We start from the raw sequence: 20,361 nt of genomic DNA, 5'->3' as shown, positions 1-20,361 counted from the left end.
CCCCCCTCATACCAATGAAGGTGACTCGTCATGGAGTCTAGCGCCCCAGCCCCCTACCGCGCAGCCGAAACCGCGAATCCACCTGGTTTCCGTCCACCCCGCAAGCGACCCCGGGGCGCATTCCAGGGCATCGGGTTCATTATGGCCATCTGGGTCCAGCAGGTCTTCCGCAGGGGCGCGCTTCCCACGCTGCGTTCGCTGTCGGCCCTGTTGGCCATCGCCGATGTGGTCGACGCCGACGGGCGCTGGTGTTACTTCCTGTTGGAGAACCTGGCCCAGCGCTCCGGCGGGACCCTCAGCGTCAGCAGCCTCAAGCGCGCCATCGACGATCTGGTCGAAGCGGGCGTGATCCGCAAGCTCACCCGCTCGGAATCCCTGGAGTTCTTCGCCCGGGGCATCGAACGCGGGCGCTGCGTCTACCGACTGCCGTGCGTGCTGGAGCTTTTGGTCCCGGCCGAGGACTACCCGGATGTGGTACTGGAGGAGATCAACGCCTGCCGCGCGCAACTGGGGGAGGAGCCCCTCACCGTGCACAACCGACCTCCTCTGAAGCGCCGCCGGACCCCGGCTCAGGTTGACCCCGCCCCCAGCTCAGATCGACCCACAGACTGTTCCCCTGGGGACGGTTCTGATGCCGGGGTGGACAGTTCCGTCCGTGGCACCTCAAGCACAGGAGAACAAACCCGACAAAGGCCACGGATTGGAATATTCGGCCTTATCAATCGCATACCCAACTCATTCCTGGCCTCTCCGGAGACCGACCGGGACCTTTTGGCACTGGCTGTGGAAAAACTCCTGCGCCAAGGGCTGGGCGAACCCGACGTGCGAGCCCTGTTCTCGGGGATGGAACGGCTGCGCCGACCGTTCCCGGCGCTGATGCGGCGTCTGGGAAACATTACGTACGCACTGGACTTCCTCAACGGCTCACTGGGCCGAGGCATCCACACGTCGCCCCTGCGGACGACTCCGTGGCCGGTCTCGGACGGGGACGAGACCTCCATCCGGCCCGAGGAGTTCCGGCTGGACAGCCTGGGGCGGGCCACCGGCACCTGCCCCGTGCACGACAACACGCGCAACCTCCCCGGTGGCAACTGCACGATCTGCGGTGAGCCGTGCCGGTCGGAGCCCGGCCAGATCATGCCCGAACCCGGACGGGGAGCCACACCGCCGCCCCAGCGCGCACCCCGGAGCGCGCCTGGGCCGGAGCCTGCGGATCCTCCCCCGGGCTCGTCGGAAGCCGCCCTGGTCCCGGAGCTGCGGGCACGGATGCTGCTGTCCCTGAACGGTGGTGAACGCGCGCCCGCCGCCGGGCCGGCCGCGAAGAGCACGGTCCGATCCGTCCGCGCCTCGGGACTCTCACCCCGGACCCTGGCTCTCCTGGGCCAGTTGCGCGAGCGGTTCGAGCGTCCCCGGCGACCTGAGGGCACCGGCGCCCCCGAAGCCGCACCCGCGCGGACCGCAGTCGACTGATCCGCCCACCAGACTGCCCCGATCGCCCGGGTGGGTGTGCCAGACGGCGGCAGGACTCCTCTTCCGCGCGGGCCAGCAGAGCCCTTCGTCGTGCGGGTGAGCAGGCGGCTTCGCGTGGAGCGCCCGGGACAAAGCGGAAAACCACCACGGGCCGCGGCTCGGCGGGGAGCGGCGGCCCGGCGGGACCGGATCCCTCGAGGGCGGCAGGTGCCAGGCGGTGCCGGCGAGAGGCACCCGTGGCGTACCGCTCCTCCAGCAGCCCGGCCCAGCGCGAGGACACGTACAGGCTCAGCCTCTGCCAGAAGACCTCGTCCGCGGGCCGGGCGCCTCCGGGTTCCTCGTCCGGGCCGGCGTCGTAGGGGGAGGCCTCCAGCCGTTCTGGGAAGAGCCCGAGTTCACGGACCCTGGAGAGCGCGCCATGGAGGCCGGACTGCTCACCATGGCCAAGGGGCGCGGCATGACCTGGCAGGAACTGGCCTTCGGCCCGGGCACCTCACAGGCCGCCCGCCAACGCCACGAACGCCTGGTCAAACGGGTCGACACCGAAACCGACGCAACCACCGGCTGACCAGGCGCGCGGGCGGCTTCGGTGCCTACCTGACAGGGCAGCACCCCGGAGCCTCGGCCCGGCCCCGGTAGGCTTCCGCCGTCCGGGTGCAGCGCCCCAGGAAACGACGAAAGGCCCCATGAGCGTTGGATCAGCGCGGATCACCGCCGAAACGGTCGTTGACGGTCTCATCCCCCTGGACCCGGTCATGTCCCCCGACGGCGGCTGGGTCGCCTACACCGTCACCGCCCTGAGCAGGGCCGCCGACCGGCCCACGAGTGCGCTCCAGGTGGCCGCCGCCGACGCGGCCGACCCGCCCCGGCAGCTCACCGACGGGACGTCCTGGGACCACCAACCGCGCTGGGCACCGGACTCACGCCACCTGTACTTCCTCTCCGACCGGGCCGAAACCACGGAAGAACCGGAGCGGAGCACGCCCCAGCTGCACCGGATCGACACCGACGGCACCGGACACCGGGTACTCACCCACACCGAGGGCGGGGTGGTGGACCACCTGCCGCTGCCCGGCACGGCGGCGGTGGCGCTGGTGGTCGCCGACCCCGACCACCGCGGTGAGGCGCCGCGGGTGTGGGGCGCGGCCGAACCCCACAACCGCCTGACCCTGCTCGACACCGGCACCGGCCGCCTGCGCACGGTCACCGGCCTGGGCGAACGCCACGTGCTGGAGGCGGCCGCCAGCCCCGACGCCACCACCCTGGCGGTACTCACCCAGCCGGGCCCCGGACGCGACCCCGTCCGTCCCCGCTGGGAACTGCACCTGGTGGACACCACGACCGGGAAGGTCAACGACCTGGGCGCACTCGGCTGGGAGGCCCACTCACCCGTCTGGTGGCACGACGGCCGACACCGGCACCTGTCCTACCTGGCCATGGACCCGGGCCCCGACGGCGGGCAAGCCGTCTTCGACCTGGTCCCCGACCACACCGACCAGGTACGGGCCAACCTCACCGATGGCCTGTACTGGTGCCCCCTCGAACTCGTCCAGGTGGACCAGGGGCCGCCGCTGGCCCTGTTCGCGCACGGCCTGGACACCGAGATCCACCGGCTGGACCGCCACGCCCGGCGCTTCGTCCGACTGGCGTCCGCGACCGGACGCCTGGAGTCACTGACCTCGGACCGCACCGGTGCGCGCGTGGCGGCCTGGGCCGCCACCGCCGCGCATCCGCGTGAGGTGTGCTCCGGCAGCCCCGCCGGGCCGCTCACCCGGCTCACCCGGCTGCGCCCCGAACTCGACCGTTTCACCTGGGGCGCCCAGGAACGGCTGTCCTACCGGGCCCGGGACGGCCTCGCCCTGGACGGACTCCTGGTGAGGCCGGTGGGCGCGACCCCCTCGGACGGACCCTTCCCCCTGGTCACCTGGGTGCACGGAGGTCCCTACGGCCGCCACACGGACCAGTTCGTGCTCAGTCCCTACGCGCCCGCGCAGTGGCTGGCCCACTTCGGGTACTCGGTGTTCCTGCCCAATCCGCGCGGCGGTGAGGGGCACGGCAGGGCCTTCGCCGAGCGGGTGGTGGGCGAGCTCGGGGCGGGGGAGTGGACCGACATCGTCGACGGCGTCGACCTGCTCGTCGAGCGGGGCGTGGCCGACCCCGGTCGGCTCGGGATCGGCGGGTGGAGCCACGGCGGGACCATGGCGGCCTGGGCTGTGGGACAGACCGACCGGTTCGGCGCGGCCGTCGTGGGCGCCGGTGTCAGCGACTGGGGGATGCTGGCCGCCACCGGCGAGTACGGGGCCGCCGATGCGGGGCTGAGCGGCAGTGTCGGCTGGGAGGGCGTGGGTCCGCACCCGCACGACGCGGTCAGTCCGGTCTCCTTCGCCTCGCGCGTACGTACCCCGGTGCTGATCGCGCACGGGCAGGAGGACGCCAACGTGCCCGTGGGCCAGGCGGTCTACCTGCACCGGGCGCTGCGCCGCTTCGGGGTGGAACAGGAGTTCGTGCTCTACCCGGGCGAGGGGCACGGGCTGGAGAGCCGCGCGAACCAGATCGACCTGCTCGAACGCACCCGCGCCTGGTTCGACCGCTGGCTGGGGGCCGACGGCTGATCCCCTGCTACCCCCTGTCCGAGAAGCGCGCCGGGCCGCGGCTCGACTGGGAGCGGCGGCCCGGAGGAGGGGAGGATCAGATGAGCATGGCCAGCTGGCGGGCCTGGGCGACGAGCTTTCCCTCGCTGTCCCAGATCTCCATGTCCTCCTCGTGGAGGCTGTGGGAGACGTGCTTGGTCCAGACCCGGCAGGCCAGCCACCCGGGCGCGGGCCTGGCACGGATGTGGGTGGTCAGCTCCACCGTGATGGTGCTGAACTCACCGATCTCCAGCACGGCCGGGACGGCGAAGTCGACCATGGCAGGCAGGGAGTGCACGTCGGCGTCGCGCCCGTCGGCGAAACGCATCCAGAAGTCGACCTGGGGGTTGCCGTCCTTGCGGCCGTCCAGCCACTGGGGGCGCTGGGGGTAGCGGTACTCGACCCGGTGCGCGATGGTCACGCCCTCCGGTTTGCCCGCGAACTCGGCGGGGACCTCGCACTCCTCGGGGGCGGGCAGCTCCGGCGGGCCCTGCAGGTGCAGTTCGCGGCCCTCGGCGCTGAGGTCGCCGTAGGTGGCGGTGGCGCGCACGATCTCCTTGCCGCCCTGTTCCAGGACGACGGCGCCGGTAGCTGTGCGGCGCCCCTCCCGGATGGTCTCGGTGCGCAGTGCGGCCTCGCCGGGGGCGGCGGGGCGCAGGTAGAAGGCGGACACCACCAGGGGGTCCGGCTGGGCGAGGGTCTGCCGCAGGGCATTGAGTGCCGTCCCCAGGACGTAGCCGCCGTTGGGGTGCGAGGTGAACGTGGTCCAGCCGTCGGTGAGGGTGGCTGTGAACTCGCCGTCGGCTCGTTTCTCGACCCGGGTGTCCTGGTCGAACTCGTAACCCTCGGCGGGGTGGTCAAGGCTCATGCGGTTATGTTACCGACGAGTAGAACCGCTGGCCACACCAAAACCGAACTCCATTCGGTTCTGTGGTCACCCCCACACCGGCGGTCGCGACCACGAGCGGCATCCGTGCGCCGCTCGACCCTGACGCGACGTCGGGCCCTGGCTTCGTCACCACGGCACCGGGAACGGGGCCGAAACCACCAGCAAGCAGGGGAGACGGACCGCGGGCCGCATCGTCGGCGAGGTCGCCCGGACCACCGCACAGACCGTACGCGCCCCGTACCACGAGGACCCGACCGGACTGCTCGTCCCGGCCGAGCGCACAGCTGGGGCGACCACCCCGACGGAGCGTTCGCCCGGTCCCGGCGCGAGGTTACGGACTGGCCAGGACAATCGGACACCACCGTCCCGGCTTCCGGCCCGGCGCCCCGCCACGGGGACGGGCGTCCGGGCCCCGGCCCTGACAGAATAGGCGCCGCCCCCGCAGCTTCGCCCCTCGCCCTCCTCCCTCCGCCCGGGCCCGACCCTCTCTCTGGCTGCCACCATGCACGACCTCCGCCATGCCTACGACACCCACCTGCGCGGTCACCTCCCCACACCGCCCAGGGCCGGGGCAGTACACCTGCCGGACCCGCACCTGAGCGGCGCCCGCCTGGTCCGCTCCCACTACGGCACCCACGGCAGCGTCGACCACGGCCCACTGCCACCGGGCACGGACCTGCCCGCCCTGGTCGCCCGCCAGCGGGACCGGTTCGAGGCGCGCACCGAACCCGCGCACTGGCCGGTGCACGCCCACGACCCGCCCGCCCTGGAAGACGCCCTGCAGGCGGCCGGTTTCACCCCCGGCCCCGAACGCTCCGTCCTGGTCGCCGAACTCTCCGCCCTGCCCTCCGTGCCGCCCACGCAGGACGAACAGCTACGGGAGAACGACCGGATGTCCGCCCAGGCCGTGCGGGAGCTGGCCGCGACCTCCGGACCGCACCGGCGCCCCCTGGCGGAGCATGAGGCCGACGGGATCTCCTTCGAGCACCGCACCCTCGCCCTGGTGCGCAGGACACGGGTACGGGCAGCCAGCTGGGCCGCCCTCCGCAAGGAGACCCCGTTCCTCGTCCTGGAGGGGATGACCGCCCCCCGCCCGGAGTTCCTGGGGGAGTGGGCCCGCAACGCGGGACCCGGCCGTGGCCTGTGGTGGGGTTGGGGGCAGGCGCAGGCCCGCCTCATGGCCGCCGAGGTCGACCCCGGAGCCCAACCGGAGCTGTACGGCATGCTCCTGGACTCGGGTTTCCACGAGGTCACCACCGTGCGCACCCACACCTGGCAACCGCTCGGGATCCCCGCCGTGGCCCGGCCGGTCACCGAACTCTTCGACGACCGCGAACACGACGACCTGTGGGACCGGTTCACCGAACGGTTCTTCTTCACCCCCAGCACCACGGTCTTCCCCGGCATCGTCGACCCCACCCCCTCGGTGACCTGGCCGCTCCACGAAACCGACGAGCGCCCCGAGCACGTGGCCGAACTGGACCGGACGGTGCGGCGCGGACTCACCGCCGCCATCCCCGCGGGGGAGTCCCTGTATTCCCTGGACTGGCAGCACATCGGACGCCGCTACGACCCGCGCCGGGTCGGCGGACCCGAACAGCCGCCCCACCCGGCGTTCGTCTTCCCCGACGGCGACTACCACATCAACCTCACCGGGGACCTGCGCCTGGGCACGTTCGGCCACCCCTGGGAGAGCGGCCCGCACGGCCGGGGAACCCTGTGCGTGTTCGGCGCGGAGCTGCTGGCCAAGGTGGAGAAAGACCTCCACCGGCTGCTCGGCGCCCCGATTCGCAGGGACGGGCACGCCAACGGCTGAACGGCCGGACAGAGCAGCGTATTCGGAGGCGGGTCATGGCCCCGAAGCGGGGTGGGTTGTTGCTGTGCTCGCCCCGGCCGGAGGGGCCTGTGACCGTCCGCCCGTGCCCGACACCGCCGCCCGCGACCCGGGAAGGCTCGGCACTGCAGCCGTACTGGCGGGGGACGGACCCGCCCTCACCCCGCGCACCGTGCACATCGGTGCGGTTCACGGGCCTGCCGGGGCTTTCCGTTGCTCACCCGGGCGGTTCCTCTAGCTCTTCCGGGGACGGTCACCGTGGTTGTGCTGGGTGCCGATCACGTCGCCCTTGGCCTCGACGCCGCGCATGTCGATGTGGTCGCCCCCGTAGCGGGTCTCGTGATGCTCTACCCCGCCGACGGTGCCCGCCTGGATCAGTGTTCCGTGCACGTCACGGGCGGTGTTGGTGATGATCTGGGTCCCGCCGCGTTCCGGAGCCACCTCGTCCAGGATCGCGCGCAGCTCGGCGGCGGCCTCGGGGTCCTCCCGCAGCAGGCGGCGCAGCTGGGTCTTCCAGTTCTGCTCCATCTCCTCGGCCGACACGGCCTCCCCGTCGTCCTCGTCCAGCTCCCTGCGGGACTCCTCCAGCTCGGCCAGGGCCTTCTGCTTCTTGGCCTCATCACCCTGGAACATCTGGGTGATCCACCCCTGGACCATGGTCCAGCTGCCCTTGACCATCTCCTGGGTCAGGACCCTGGCGCCTTCCTCGAACAGCTCCACCGCGTCACCCTCCATGCCGTCCCACGACTGTGTCCACGGGGCTTTCCGAGCGCTCGGAAAGCCCCGTGGATAAGACACCCTAGCCAGCCGAACGGTTCCGCACGGGGGTCCGAAAACGCCGTACCGCCCCGGGGTGCCTCCACCGCCACCGTCCACGCGGGCACCAGCGCCGCCGACCTGGTCGACACCCCGCACTCCGATACCGGGACGCGGATCGAGGACCTGACCGGGATCCGCTGCCCTGCTTCTCCCGCTCAGGTGGCCAGGGACAGCTTCCCGGTGAGTTTGTTGACGTCCTTCCTGGGGCCGAACAGCGCCAGACCCACGTACTCCAACTCCTGCGGCTCGGTCACCGCGAGCCGGTCCAGGTACTCGACGTAGGTGCGCGAGCTGCGGGCCACCTCGTGGAAGCCCACCACCGCCAGGTCGCGCTGGTCCGCCAGAGCCTTGATCCGGCGCAGCTCCTCGCCGGTGGCGGACAGGGTCGGTACCGGATGCGGGTTGATCCCGGCGTGCACGTTGCCGTCCGCGTCCTTGCCGTCGGCGCCCAGCGAGTTCTCCAGCCGCGCCCCCAACGCCAGCCCGAGCACGGCGCCGGCGTTGGCAGCCACCGCCGACCCCAGGTCCGAGCGCAGGACGACTACCAGCTTGGTGGACATGCTCATGGGCCTCTCCCCGTTCATCTGCCGTGTTGACAACGGAGAAACTAGCCATGGAAACAACCCCGTGGCCTGGTTGCCGAATACTATTCGGCCAGGTTCCTAGACTGGTCGGCATGGACGAACTTGATTCGGCGATCGTGCGCGAACTCCAGCTGGACGCACGGCAGACCAACCGGTCCCTGGCCCACAAGCTCGGTGTCGCACCCTCCACCTGCCTGGAACGGGTGCGGCTGCTGCACCGGCGCGGGGTGATCCGCGGCTACCACGCCGACGTCGACCCGGGGGCGCTCGACCGGCGGGTGGAAGCGTTCGTGTCGGTGGAGCTGCGCCCGCCCAGCCGTCGGGCGATCGAGGGTTTCAAGACGGCGATGTTCGCCCTGCCCGAGGTCCTGGCCGTCTACGTCGTGGCGGGGGAGCAGGACTTCCTGGTGCACGTGTGGGTACCCGATCTGGACGCCCTGCACAGCTTCCTCATCGACCGGCTCACCGAACGCCGCGAGGTGGCCTCCTTCCGCAGCCAGATCATCTACGACAGTGCTCGCAAACACGTCACCGAACCGCTGGGGTGAGAGGGGCGGCCCCTGTCCCGATCCGCCGTCCACGGAACCCGAAGAACCGACGAAACGTCCGATAATGGACAGAAGTACTCAGGGGGAGAGAACGTATGAGCAGGAAACACAGCCAGAGCGCCGGGCTCGGTCTCGGCATGGGCCTCGGTGTCGTCTTCGGGTTGCTGTTCGACAACCTGGGCCTGGGCATCGCTCTCGGACTGGTCTTCGGTCTGGCCTTCGGCGCCTCCCAGTCCAAGAAGCGCGAGGGGTAGGCACAGCCGCCGCCCGCTCCGGGCGGCCGGGCCTCAACTCCGCAGCGGAGAACACCCCGAAACCGTCCCGCTCAGCGACCGGGAAATCGCCTACCGTGGTGGCCTCCTCGGCCGCGATCTGAGATCGTGAACCTGCCCGACCCCCGCAACACCCTGAACACGAGAGTGTTCCCTGACACACTCCCCATTCCGACATGCCCCGAACGACCAGGGAAAACACCGGTCTCACCGCACCTTCGACGCCCGGGTGAGGCAGGTGTTTCCCGCGTGTTACGGCCCGACACCTCCAGGCAATGCCCCCTACCTACCTTCGGTTACGTCAGCAACCGTCAAGCAGGAAGGCCTGGTCGTGACCCCCGAGACCGGAACACGCACGCCACGCACCGGACCGAGCTGGATCTCCGACTGGGATCCGGAGAACGAGGCGTTCTGGCAGGAGAAGGGGCGCCCCGTCGCCAGGCGCAACCTGTGGGCCTCGATCTTCTCCGAGCACATCGGCTTCTCCATCTGGAGTATCTGGTCGGTCCTGGTCCTGTTCATGACCCCCGCCACCGGGTTCGACTGGGCGCCTGAACAGAAGTTCCTGCTGGTGTCCGTGGTCGCCTTCGTCGGCGCGGTCCTGCGTGTGCCCTACACCCTGGCGGTGCCCTTCTTCGGCGGCCGCAACTGGACGATCATCTCCTCCACGATGCTGCTGGTCCCCACCGGCCTGGCCGTCTTCCTCATCCAGGCACCCCAGACGCCCTACTGGCTCTTCCTCGTCCTGGCGGCCGTGGCCGGCATCGGCGGCGGCAACTTCTCCTCCTCCATGGCCAACATCAACTTCTACTTCCCCGAGAAGGAGAAGGGCTGGGCCCTGGGCATGAACGCCGGCGGCGGCAACATCGGGGTGGCCACCGTCCAGCTCGTGGGCCTCGGCGTCATCGCGCTCTTCACCGCACAGGCCGGACACTTCGTCCCGCTGTTCTACGTGCCGTTCATCCTGCTGGCGATCTGGGTCGCGGTCCGCCACATGAACAACCTCGCCAGCGCCCGCAGCGACGCCTCCGCACAACTGGCCGCCACCAAGGACCGCCACTTCTGGATCATGTCGTTCCTGTACGTGGGCACCTTCGGCTCCTTCATCGGCTTCGGGTTCGCCTTCGGCCTGCTGCTGCAGAACCAGTTCGGCCTCGAACCCCTTCAGGCCGCCTCCGTCACCTTCCTGGGCCCGGCGATCGGCTCGCTCATCCGCCCCGTCGGCGGCAGGATGGCCGACCGCTTCGGCGGCGCCCGCGTCACCCTGTGGAACTTCGTCGCGATGGTCGCCGGCACCGGTGTGGTCGTCGCTGCCATCAACGCCGACTCCCTGGCCCTGTTCATCGGAGCCTTCTGCGTCGTGTTCGTCCTGACCGGCATCGGCAACGGCTCCACCTACAAGATGATCCCCTCCATCTACGCCGCCAAGGCACAGAACGCCATCGCCCAGGGCGCCCCCCGCGAGGAGACCCTCTCCTACAACAAGCGCATCGCCAGCTCCATGCTCGGCCTGATCGGCGCCATGGGCGCCATGGGCGGCGTCGCCATCAACCTGGTCTTCCGCGAATCCTTCCGCGCCACCGAGTCGGCCGCCCCCGGCTTTATCGCCTTCGGGCTCTTCTACCTGCTCTGCGCGGCCATCACCTACCTGGTGTACATGCGCCGACCGGCCGGACCCACCGCGGCAGCCGCCCCGACCTCCACCGAGGCGGTCACCCGATGAACCCGGCAGAGCCCGCACCGCAGAGCACCCGCACCCACTGCCCCTACTGCGCGCTGCAGTGCGCCATGCATCTGGACACCGGACCGCAGGGGCGCCTGTCCGCCCGCCCCGCCGACTTCCCCACCAACCGGGGCGGGCTGTGCCGCAAGGGCTGGACCTCCACCGAGGTCCTCACCGTCCCCGACCGCCTCACCCGCCCCCTGCTGCGCAAGGACCGCACCTCGGAGTTCACCGAGGTCGACTGGGACACCGCCCTGGACCACGTCGCCGACCGCATCCTGGCACTGCGCGCCGAATCCGGCCCCGACACCGTCTCGGTCTTCGGCAGCGGCGGCCTGACCAACGAGAAGTCCTACGCCCTGGGCAAGTTCGCCCGACTGGCCCTGGGCACCTCACAGATCGACTACAACGGCCGCTTCTGCATGTCCTCCGCGGCGGCCGGGGGCATGCGCGCCTTCGGCCTGGACCGGGGCATGCCCTTCCCACTCACCGACGTCGGCTCGGCCGAGGCGGTCCTGCTCGCCGGGGCCAACCCCGCCGAGACCATGCCACCGATGATGGGACACCTGTCCGCGCCCGCCCTCATCGTCATCGACCCCCGCCGCACCGCCACCGCCCAGGTCGCCCTGGACAACGGCGGCCTGCACCTGGCACCGCGCCCCGGAACCGACCTCGCCCTGGCCCTGAGCCTGCTGCACGCCGTCCGCGCCCGGGGCTGGGTGGACACCGACTACGTCGCCGAGCGCACGAGCGGGTTCGAGCAGACCTGGGAGCACGCCGCCGCCTGGTGGCCCGAGCACGCCGAACTCACCACCGGGGTGCCCGCCGGCCAGATCCGTGCCGCCGCCGACCTGTTGGGAAGGGCCGCGCGCGCCCGGTCCGCCTACGTGCTGACCGGACGAGGCACCGAACAGCACGCCAAGGGCACCGACACCGTCTCGGCCTGGATCAACCTCGCGCTGGCCCTGGGCCTGCCGGGCCGCTCGGGTTCGGGCTACGGGTGCATCACGGGCCAGGGCAACGGCCAGGGCGGGCGCGAACACGGCCAAAAGGCCGACCAGCTACCCGGGTACCGCAGGATCGACGACCCCCAGGCACGACGCCACGTGGCCGGGGTGTGGGGCGTACACCCCGACGCACTGCCCGGACCGGGCCGCAGCGCCTTCGAACTCCTGGACGCCCTGGGCACCCCCGGCGGCCCGCGGGCGATGCTGCTGTTCGGCTCCAACCCGGTGGTCTCGGCCCCCGACAGCGAGCGTGTCCGCTCCCGGCTGCGCGACCTGGACCTGCTGGTGGCCGCCGACTTCGTGCTCTCCGAAACCGCCGCCCTGGCCGACGTGGTCCTGCCGGTGGCCCAGTGGGCCGAGGAGTCGGGCACCATGACCAACCTGGAGGGGCGCGTGCTGCGCCGCAGGCGGGCCGTACCGCCGCCCGAGGGGGTGCGCACCGACCTGGAGGTGCTCTCCGCCCTGGCCGTGCGGCTGGGCCAGCCCGCCGAACGCTTCCCCACCGACCCCGACACCGTCCTGGCCGAACTGGGCGCCGCCTCGGCCGGGGGAGCGGCCGACTACTCCGGCGTCACCCCCGAACGGTTGGCCTCGGAGGAGGCCCTGCACTGGCCGGTGCGCGCGGGCCAGGAGCCCACGCCCCGCCTGTTCCTGGACTCCTTCGCCCACCCCGACGGGCGCGCCCGATTCGTCGCCGTCGCACACCGGCCCCCGGCCGAGGAACCCGACGGCGACCACCCGCTCATCGCCACCACGGGACGGCTCATGGGCCACTACCAGTCCGGTGCCCAGACCCGCCGAGTGCCCGAACTCCACGGAGCCGAACCCGAGGTGTACGTGCAGGTACACCCGGACACCGCCGCCCGCGCCGGCCTGGGAGCCGGTGACCTGGCCCGGATCACCTCACGCAGGGGCCACACCACCGCCCGGGTGCGCCTGGACCCCACGGCCCGCCTGGACACGGTGTTCCTGCCCTTCCACTACGCGGGCGCGCAGTCCGCCAACAACCTCACCCACCCGGCACTGGACCCCACCAGCCGCATGCCGGAGTTCAAAGTCAGCGCCGTACGCCTGGAACCCGCACCCGCCACCCCGGGCACCCCCTGACCACCGCACCCGTCCCTCGAACCCGTGCGGGCACCGACCCGCCGCCGCAGTTCCCGGCCGAGGCCGCCCGGGCAGGCACCACCCCACCAGGAGGCAGCAGTTGAGCACCGTGCAGAGCGCGTCACCGCGTCGGATCGTCGTCGTGGGCAACGGCATGGTCGGCGCCCGCTTCGCCGAGGAGGTCGCCCGCCTGGACCCCGACGGCGAGCGTGTCCACGTCACCGTGGTGGGTGCCGAGCACCACCGGGCCTACAACCGGGTGCTGCTCTCGGGCGTGGTCGCCGGGGAGTACACCCCCGACCAGATCAGTCTGCCGATGCCCGACACCCCCGGCGTCAACGTGCGCCTGGGCGTGGGCGCCACCGGCCTGGACACCGCCGAGCGCCGGGTGGACCTGGACGACGGCACCCACCTGACCTACGACGAACTGGTCCTGGCCACCGGCGCCCGCGCCGCCTTCCCGCCCATCACCGGGGTCACGGCCCCCGACGGCCGGCCCGGCGAGGGCGTCACCGCACTGCGCGACCTCGCCGACTGCGAACGGCTGCTCGCCCTGGCCCGCCCCGGCGCGCCGGTGGTGGTCCTGGGCGGCGGGGTCCTGGGGCTGGAGGCCGCCCGGGGCCTGGTCGGGCGCGGAGCCCGAGTGTGCGTCGTGGAGTCCTCGCCCTGGATCATGCGCCGCCAGATCGACCAGGACGCCGCCCGGACCCTGGCCCGCTGTTACGAGGACCTGGGAGTGAGCGTGCACTCGTGGCGGGTGGCCTCCCGATGGATCCCCGGGACCGGTCTGGAACTGGACGACGGCCGGGTCCTGCCCGGCGACGCCCTGGTGGTCACCGCGGGGGTCCGCGGCAACACCGAACTGGCCACCGGCGCCGGGATCGAGGTCGAGCACGGCGTTGTGGTGGACGACTGCCTGGCCACCTCCGACTCCCGGGTGCACGCCATCGGTGACTGCGCCCAGCACCCCGGCGGCGGCGCCGGCCTGGTCCAACCCGGGTGGGAGCAGGCCTCGGTACTGGCCCGGAGGCTCACCGGGCAGGCGCCCCAGGCGCGTTACACCGGGGCGCGCCCGCTGACCCGACTCAAGGCCGAGGGCATCGAACTCACCGCGTTCGGCCTGGTCCAGGAGGAGGACCTGGGCCCGGAGACGGAGACGGTCACGGTCAGCGACCCGCACGGGCGCCGCTACGCCAAGCTCGCGGTCCGCCAGGAGCGAGTGGTCGGCGCGGTCCTGCTCGGTTTCCCGCAGGCCGCGGCGAACCTGTCCCAGCTCTACGACACCGGCGCCCCGGTGCCCGCCGACCGGCTCGCCCTGATCCAGGGGCTGCCCGTGGCCCCACAGGAGGACTCCCAGGCCGCTCCGGCGCTGGTGTGCCGGTGCAACGCGGTCAGCCGCGAGGACATCGAGCAGGCCTGGCTGGACGGAGCCCGCACCCGCGAGACCATCGCCGAGCGCACCCGCGCCACCACCGGGTGCGGCGGTTGCGTGCGCGACGTCAACGCCCTCCTGGCGGGCATGGGGGGCGGCCGCAGCGCCGAACCGGTGGGCTGAGCACCCCCCGCCCACCCCCGGGATCCGGACGGACTCCGGGGGGGCGGTGGGAGTTTCGCGGTTCGGCCCCACCGCCCCTTCGTTGACGGCCGAGCGGGTCAGTCCCGGTTCTGCCAGGTGGTCACACAGACCTCGTTGCCCTCGGTGTCGGCCAGCACCCAGAACGCCGGGGCGCGCTCGTCGGCGACCAGGACGCCTCCCGCCCCGAGAGCGGCCCGCAACCGGGACCGCGCCTCGTCGTGGGGCACGCACACGTCGAAGTGAATGCGGTTGCGCTGGGGGCGGGGGTGCTCCATCTGCTGGAACCACACCGCCGGACCCTGGCCGAGCGGGTCCACCAACGGGTCCCGGGGACCGTCATGGCCGGGCTCACAGACGTATCCCAGGACCGCCTTCCAGAACGGGCGGATCCGCTCGGGGTGCAGGGCGTCAACGGCGATTTCCAACATCTGGACCGCCCTGGGCGCCCCGCCGGCCCCGTCGTCGGTGTCGGCCCCCGTGCGGGCCCCGGCCCGCTCCAGTGCGGCGCTGACGCGCCTGGCCAGATCCAGGTCGGTCCTGGTCAGGTCGGCCACCTCGGCCGTCTGCAGGGTCAACACGACCCTACGGGGCCGCAGGTCGACGCTCAGGTGTGCGTCCGCGCGCGGCCCGCAGGCATCCACCGCGATCGCACCAACCTCGGCGGCACGGGCCATCGAGGAGACCGGAACGCAGGTGCGCAGGTTCCCCAACAGGTAACGCCAGCCCAGGTCGGCGACGGCCTCGGAGGCCTCCTGTCTGCTCAGGTGCATCAGTTGGACTCTTTCCGGGTGGGGGGTTTCGGTCGGCTCCGTGTCCCCCCGGTCAGCACGCCGGCCGGCACCGGTACGACCACGAACACCGTCTCCGTCATGCGAACGCGCCCGCCCTTCCCCGACCGTGCCGCCCCCGGGGACACGCCATGCCCCCATCGAATCAGCCCCGCGCACCGGGCGCCACAGTCCACGGCCTCCACCACCTGCCGCTCCGGAAACCCATCGGCGACGAAGCCGATACGTAACAGCCCTCCCCCTACCGCACAGCCCGCTGTCGCTATACCGTGACCGCGTGTGCTCCCCCCCACTCGTCGGGCGCGAGGCCGAACGACGGCAGCTGCGCGAGGCAGCGGTTCCCGCAACCATCGTCCTGCTGGCAGGGACGGCAGGAACAGGCAAGACCCGCCTGGTCCAGGAACTGCACGAGGCCACCAGCGGCACCGTACTGACCGGCCACTGCCCGCCCCGCGCCGCCCCCTTCCCCTACGCCCCCGTCATCGAGGCCCTGCACCAAGCCCCGATCCCCACCGGCCTCAGCCCGCTGTGCGGCGCCCTGGCGCCCCTGCTGCCCGAACACGGCACCGCCCTGCCGCCACCGCTGCCCCCGGTCGGCCCCGCAGCGGAACACCACCGCACCTACCGCGCCCTCACCGAACTCCTGGGCGCCCTGGGCCCCGCCGTCCTCGTCCTCGAGGACATGCAGTGGATCGACCCACCCACCCGCGACCTGCTCGCCTACCTGGCACCCCGCCTGCCCCCGAACCTCACCCTGGTCCTGACCTACCGGCCCGAGGAACTCCCGCACACCTTCCCCGTCGCCGCCCTGGCCGCCCGCACCCCGCCCGGCACCAGCCACCACGAGATCACCCTGGGCCCCCTGATCCCAGAACACGTCCACACCCTGGCCCAGCACCTACTCACCACCGCCCCCACCGCCACCGACGCCCGACACCTGCACACCTGGACCGGCGGGCACCCCCTGGCCGTGGTCGAGACCCTGCACCACCTGTCCCACCTGCCCACCAACCCGGGCGAACCCGCCGTCCCCACCACCCCGCCCGTGCCCGCACCCCTGCGCGACTGGATCCTGGACCAACTGCGCTCGGTGGACCGCGACACCCGCCGCCTGGTACGCGCGGCCTGCGTCCTGGACCGGCCCGCCACCGACACCCAACTGGCCCGCGTGGCCGACCTCCCCGAAACCCGCGCCGACAGGGCCCTGGCCCGCGCCCACCAACGCGGCCTGCTACACCCCACCGACCCGACCACCCTGGCCCCCCGCACCCCGCTACTGCGCCAGGCCTGCTACACCGCCCTGCCCCGCGACAAACGCCGCCACCTGCACCGGGCCAGCCTGCACGTCCTGGGCGAACAGCACGAGCCGCCCCATGACCGGATGGCCCACCACGCCCGCGAGGCCGGACTCCTGGACACCTGGACCGACCACGCCGAACACGCCGCCGACCAGGCCCTGACCCGCGGCGAGGACGCCACCGCCGTCGCCCTGCTGCGCGACGCCCTCAGCCGCGACTCCCTACCGCCGCAGCGCCGCTGCGCCCTCGCCCTCAAACTCGGCCGGGCCGCCCTGACCGGCCTGTCCGCCGAACACACCATCGACCTGCTGCGCGACGTCCTGGACACCCCCGGCCTGTCGGCGACCGAACGCGGCGAACTCCGGATGGAACTGGGCCTGCTCCTGCTCAACCAGGCCTCCCAGAACCGCTCCGCCCGCGGCGAACTCGTCCGCGCCGCCGCCGAACTCTCCTCACGCCCCGCCCTGGCCGCCCGGGTCATGTGCGCCCTGGCCGTACCCCGCTCCACCCCCGACCCGGTCTCCACCCACCGCCGCTGGATGGAACAGGCCGTGGCGGCCGCCCAACGCAGCCAGGACCCGGCAGTGGACCAGACCGTGCGCGTCAACCAGGCCACCCTGCTCGCCCAGATCGGCGACCCCACCGCCTGGGAGGTGGCCCTGCCCGACCCCGGCACCACCTCACCCCGCACCGACCCCCGGGCCCTGGCCCGGCGCCGCGAATTCGCCCGCGCCTCCCTCAACCTCGCCGACGCCGCCGTCATCCTGGGCCACTACGACCGCGCCGACCGGCACCTGAGCGACGCCACCGGGTCCTGTGACCCCTACATCCACGAGAGCGCCCGCGTTCTGCACCTGATCCTGGACTGGAACCGCGGACACTGGTCCGACCTGGCCGAACGCACCGAACACGACCTGCGCTCCCGCCGCCTGGCGCACCTGCACTCGGTCACCGCCGAACTCACCGTGGTCCGCGCGGGCCTGGCCCTGGCCCAGGGCGACCCGGCCACCGCCCGCACCCACCTGGAACGGATCCTGCCCGGCCCCCACCACCAGGGCCCCGACTACACCGTGCCCGTACGCGCCTTCGCCGCCGGACTCCTGGCCCGCCTGGCCCTGGCCCAGGAAGACCCGAACACCGCCTGGAAACAGGTGGAGGGCCTGGTCTCCCTGATCGCCAGCAAAGGCATCTGGGTGTGGGCCGCCGACCTGGTCCCGGGCATGGAGGCCCTGCTGCTGTGCCGACGCCACGCCGTGGCCCAGGACCTGTGCACCCGGCTGCGCGCCGGCCTGCGCGGTACCAGCGCTCCCGCCGCCCAGGCCGCCCTGGTCCGGTTCGAGGCCGCCCTGGCCCACCACAGCGGCCACCACGACCGGGCCCTGCACCTGTACACCGAGGCCGAAGTCGCCTACCGGGAGATGCCCCGCCCCTACGACGCCGCACTGGCCCGCGAGGCCGGCGCCCACACCCACCTGGCCTCGGCCCGGGGACAGGACCCGACGCTGGGGGTGGCCGCGCTCCAGGCAGCCCTGGCCGAGTACACCGAACTCGGCGCCACCTGGGACGCCGCGCGGGTCCGCCGCCGACTGCGCGAGCACGGCGTGGCCGTACCCCCCGCCAGAAGCGGAGGCACGGGGGACAACCGCCTCTCACCCCGGGAGAACGAGATCACCGTGCTGGCCGCACAGGGCCACACCAACCGCGAGATCGCCGCACTGCTGCACCTGTCACCGCGCACGGTGGAAACCCACGTGGCCAACGCCCTGGCCAAACTCGGCCTGCGCTCACGCCGCGACCTGACCACCCCCACGAGCCCCGGGCCCACTACGTGGTCCCCGCCAACGGACCGAACTACGTAGTAACTACGTATTGTCTGGCCGCATCGCGCAACAGATCATGACTCTCGGGTGGCCACCCTTCCACAATCCCCCCACAGAAGGGTCCCCGCACACATGCGCAAGTTCGGTGCAGTGATCGCGGCTGCTGCCCTACTGCCGATCCTGGCAGTGGCACCCGCCGCAGCAGAACCCGATCTGCCCTCCTTCCTCAACACGAACGACCCCACTGAACGCACCTACATCGTCGTCCTGGACGAGGGCGCCGACCCCGACGACGTCGCCGACCGCAACGGCGACGCCCCCCTGGGCGTCTACGAACACGCCCTCACCGGCTACGCCGCGGAAATGACCGCCGCCGACGCCGCCGACCTGCTCCAGGACACCGACGTGGCCTACGTGCAGGAGGACCAGGTCGTCGAGACCTTCGACCAGCAGACCCCCGACGGCATCGCCCGGACCTTCGCCCCCGACAACCCCAACCTCCAGGTCAACGGCGCAGAAGACTACGTTCCCGACGTGGCCGTCGCCGTCCTGGACACCGGGGTGGACGGCTCCCACCCCGACCTCAACGTCGTGGAGTCGGTCGACTGCACCAGCGGCACCTGCGTGTCCAACACCGCCTCCGACGGCAACGGCCACGGCACCCACGTCGCGGGCAGCGCCGCCGCCATCGACAACGGCCTGGGCGTGGTCGGTGTCGCCCCCGGCGCCGACGTGTGGAACGTGCAGGTCCTGACCTCGGGCGGCAGCGGCACCCTCGCCGGGATCGCCGCGGGCGTGGACTACGTCACCGCCAACGCCGACCAGATCGGCGTGGCCAACATGAGCCTGGGCTGTGAGGGCTGCACCGACCAGGCCCTGAGCCAGGCCATCACCAACTCCGTGGCCGAGGGCGTCGCCTACGCCGTGGCCGCGGGCAACAGCTCGAGCGACTCGGCGAACTTCTTCCCCGCCAACCACCCCGACGTACTCACCGTCTCCTCCCTCGCCGACTCCGACGGCGCCCCCGGCGGCAACGGAGGCTCCCTGGGCTGCACCGGGGACGACGACGACACCCTGTCCTACTTCTCCAACTTCGGCACCACCGTCGACATCGCCGCCCCCGGCTCCTGCATCACCTCCACCATGCCCGGCGGCGACTACGGCAGCATGAGCGGCACCTCCATGGCCTCACCGCACGCAGCGGGCGGCCTGGCCCTGCTCGCCACCGGCTCCGCCAAGCCCACCGACCGCGCCGGCGTCCTGGCCCTCTACCAGACCCTGACCGAGGCCGGAAACCACGACTGGACCGACACCTCCGGTGACGGCGACCACGAGCCCCTGCTCGACGTGGGCGACCCCGACACCTTCCCCGGCGACGGCTCCACCACCCCGCCCGACGGCCCCGTGGCCGACATCTCCGAGTCCTGTGACGACGCCACCCTGACCTGCTCCTTCGACGGATCCGGGTCCGCCGGGCAGGTCACCGACTACGCATGGGACTTCGGCGACGGCACCACCGGCACCGGCACCACCACCTCCCACACCTACACCGGTGAGGGCACCTACACCGTCACCCTGACCGTCACCGACGAGACCGGAGCGACCAACTCCGACACCGTCGAGGTGACCGTGGGCACCCCCGACCACACCGCACCCACCGCCGACTTCACCGGGTCCTGCTACACCTGGTGGTACTACTGCAGCCTGGACGCGTCCGGCTCCAGCGCCGGTGACGCCCCGATCGTCTCCTACAGCTGGGACTTCGGCGACGGCACCACCGGCACCGGAGCCACCACCTGGCACTTCTACGACGGCCCGGGCACCTACACCGTCACCCTGACCGTCACCGACGAGACCGGAGCCACCGGCTCGCTCACCAAGACCATCAACCTGTAGGGCGCGACAGCCTCACCCCCCCGACAGCGGCCCCTTCCCGATCTCCCGGGGGAGGGGCCGCACCCGTGCCGTCCCTTGCCGGGGACACCGATCGGTACAC

General features: G+C 72.1%; 14 protein-coding genes and 1 pseudogene. 11 read left to right on the top strand and 4 right to left on the bottom strand.

Going from position 1 to position 20,361, the window contains the following annotated elements:
* Positions 1-141 precede the first annotated feature (141 nt).
* The 3 genes and pseudogenes from ACUKCB_RS06360 (at position 142) to ACUKCB_RS06350 (ending at position 4,082) form a co-directional block, all read left to right on the top strand.
* Positions 142-1,470, top strand: coding sequence for a hypothetical protein (locus ACUKCB_RS06360; RefSeq protein WP_473039551.1), 1,329 nt, complete (start codon positions 142-144; stop codon positions 1,468-1,470).
* 418 nt (positions 1,471-1,888) lie between these two features.
* Positions 1,889-2,038, top strand: a pseudogene (locus ACUKCB_RS06355) (hypothetical protein); the annotation flags it as partial.
* 118 nt (positions 2,039-2,156) lie between these two features.
* Complete coding sequence (locus ACUKCB_RS06350; protein ID WP_473039550.1) at positions 2,157-4,082, top strand: S9 family peptidase; 1,926 nt, start codon at positions 2,157-2,159, stop codon at positions 4,080-4,082.
* Positions 4,083-4,158: 76 nt separating this feature from the next.
* Here ACUKCB_RS06350 and ACUKCB_RS06345 read toward each other — a convergent pair whose 3' ends face one another.
* Entirely contained in the window at positions 4,159-4,968 is an 810-nt protein-coding gene (locus ACUKCB_RS06345) for a thioesterase family protein (protein ID WP_473039549.1), read from the bottom strand.
* Positions 4,969-5,491: 523 nt separating this feature from the next.
* Here ACUKCB_RS06345 and ACUKCB_RS06340 point away from each other — a divergent pair.
* On the top strand, positions 5,492-6,805 hold the full coding sequence (locus ACUKCB_RS06340) for a DUF2716 domain-containing protein (protein ID WP_473039548.1): 1,314 nt from the start codon (positions 5,492-5,494) through the stop codon (positions 6,803-6,805).
* A 252-nt stretch (positions 6,806-7,057) separates the two neighbouring features.
* Here ACUKCB_RS06340 and ACUKCB_RS06335 read toward each other — a convergent pair whose 3' ends face one another.
* Both ACUKCB_RS06335 and ACUKCB_RS06330 read right to left on the bottom strand, forming a co-directional pair.
* Positions 7,058-7,543, bottom strand: coding sequence for a hypothetical protein (locus ACUKCB_RS06335; RefSeq protein WP_473039547.1), 486 nt, complete (start codon positions 7,541-7,543; stop codon positions 7,058-7,060).
* Positions 7,544-7,797: 254 nt separating this feature from the next.
* Positions 7,798-8,208, bottom strand: a complete 411-nt coding sequence (locus ACUKCB_RS06330) for a DUF2000 domain-containing protein (protein WP_473039546.1) — start codon at positions 8,206-8,208, stop codon at positions 7,798-7,800.
* Between the two features lie 110 nt (positions 8,209-8,318).
* Between ACUKCB_RS06330 and ACUKCB_RS06325 the strand changes: the two genes are divergently transcribed.
* The 5 genes from ACUKCB_RS06325 to ACUKCB_RS06305 all read left to right on the top strand — a co-directional run bounded on the left by ACUKCB_RS06325 (position 8,319) and on the right by ACUKCB_RS06305 (position 14,438).
* Complete coding sequence (locus ACUKCB_RS06325) at positions 8,319-8,774, top strand: Lrp/AsnC family transcriptional regulator (RefSeq protein ID WP_473039545.1); 456 nt, start codon at positions 8,319-8,321, stop codon at positions 8,772-8,774.
* A 95-nt stretch (positions 8,775-8,869) separates the two neighbouring features.
* On the top strand, positions 8,870-9,028 hold the full coding sequence (locus tag ACUKCB_RS06320; protein WP_473039544.1) for a glycine zipper domain-containing protein: 159 nt from the start codon (positions 8,870-8,872) through the stop codon (positions 9,026-9,028).
* A 349-nt stretch (positions 9,029-9,377) separates the two neighbouring features.
* Entirely contained in the window at positions 9,378-10,769 is a 1,392-nt protein-coding gene (locus ACUKCB_RS06315; RefSeq protein WP_473039542.1) for an MFS transporter, read from the top strand.
* A complete protein-coding gene (locus ACUKCB_RS06310) occupies positions 10,766-12,883 on the top strand; it encodes a molybdopterin oxidoreductase family protein (RefSeq protein WP_473039540.1) in 2,118 nt (705 codons plus the stop codon). The genes ACUKCB_RS06315 and ACUKCB_RS06310 overlap by 4 nt, the downstream gene beginning before the upstream one ends.
* A 100-nt stretch (positions 12,884-12,983) precedes the next feature.
* Positions 12,984-14,438 carry an FAD-dependent oxidoreductase gene (locus tag ACUKCB_RS06305; protein ID WP_473039538.1) on the top strand — a complete coding sequence of 485 codons (1,455 nt, stop codon included), beginning with the start codon at positions 12,984-12,986 and terminating at the stop codon, positions 14,436-14,438.
* A 98-nt stretch (positions 14,439-14,536) separates the two neighbouring features.
* Here ACUKCB_RS06305 and ACUKCB_RS06300 read toward each other — a convergent pair whose 3' ends face one another.
* Entirely contained in the window at positions 14,537-15,229 is a 693-nt protein-coding gene (locus tag ACUKCB_RS06300) for a VOC family protein (RefSeq protein WP_473039537.1), read from the bottom strand.
* Positions 15,230-15,524: 295 nt separating this feature from the next.
* On the opposite strand from ACUKCB_RS06300, the gene ACUKCB_RS06295 reads away from it, so the two are divergent.
* The gene (locus tag ACUKCB_RS06295) at positions 15,525-18,404 is read left to right on the top strand and encodes a helix-turn-helix transcriptional regulator (protein ID WP_473039536.1); all 2,880 of its coding nucleotides are present in this window, start codon (positions 15,525-15,527) and stop codon (positions 18,402-18,404) included.
* Between the two features lie 93 nt (positions 18,405-18,497).
* Positions 18,498-20,261 carry a S8 family serine peptidase gene (locus ACUKCB_RS06290; RefSeq protein ID WP_473039535.1) on the top strand — a complete coding sequence of 588 codons (1,764 nt, stop codon included), beginning with the start codon at positions 18,498-18,500 and terminating at the stop codon, positions 20,259-20,261.
* Positions 20,262-20,361 lie beyond the last annotated feature (100 nt).

This window comes from Nocardiopsis moroccensis (assembly GCF_055763695.1).
This window is presented reverse-complemented; position numbering and strand designations above follow the sequence as displayed.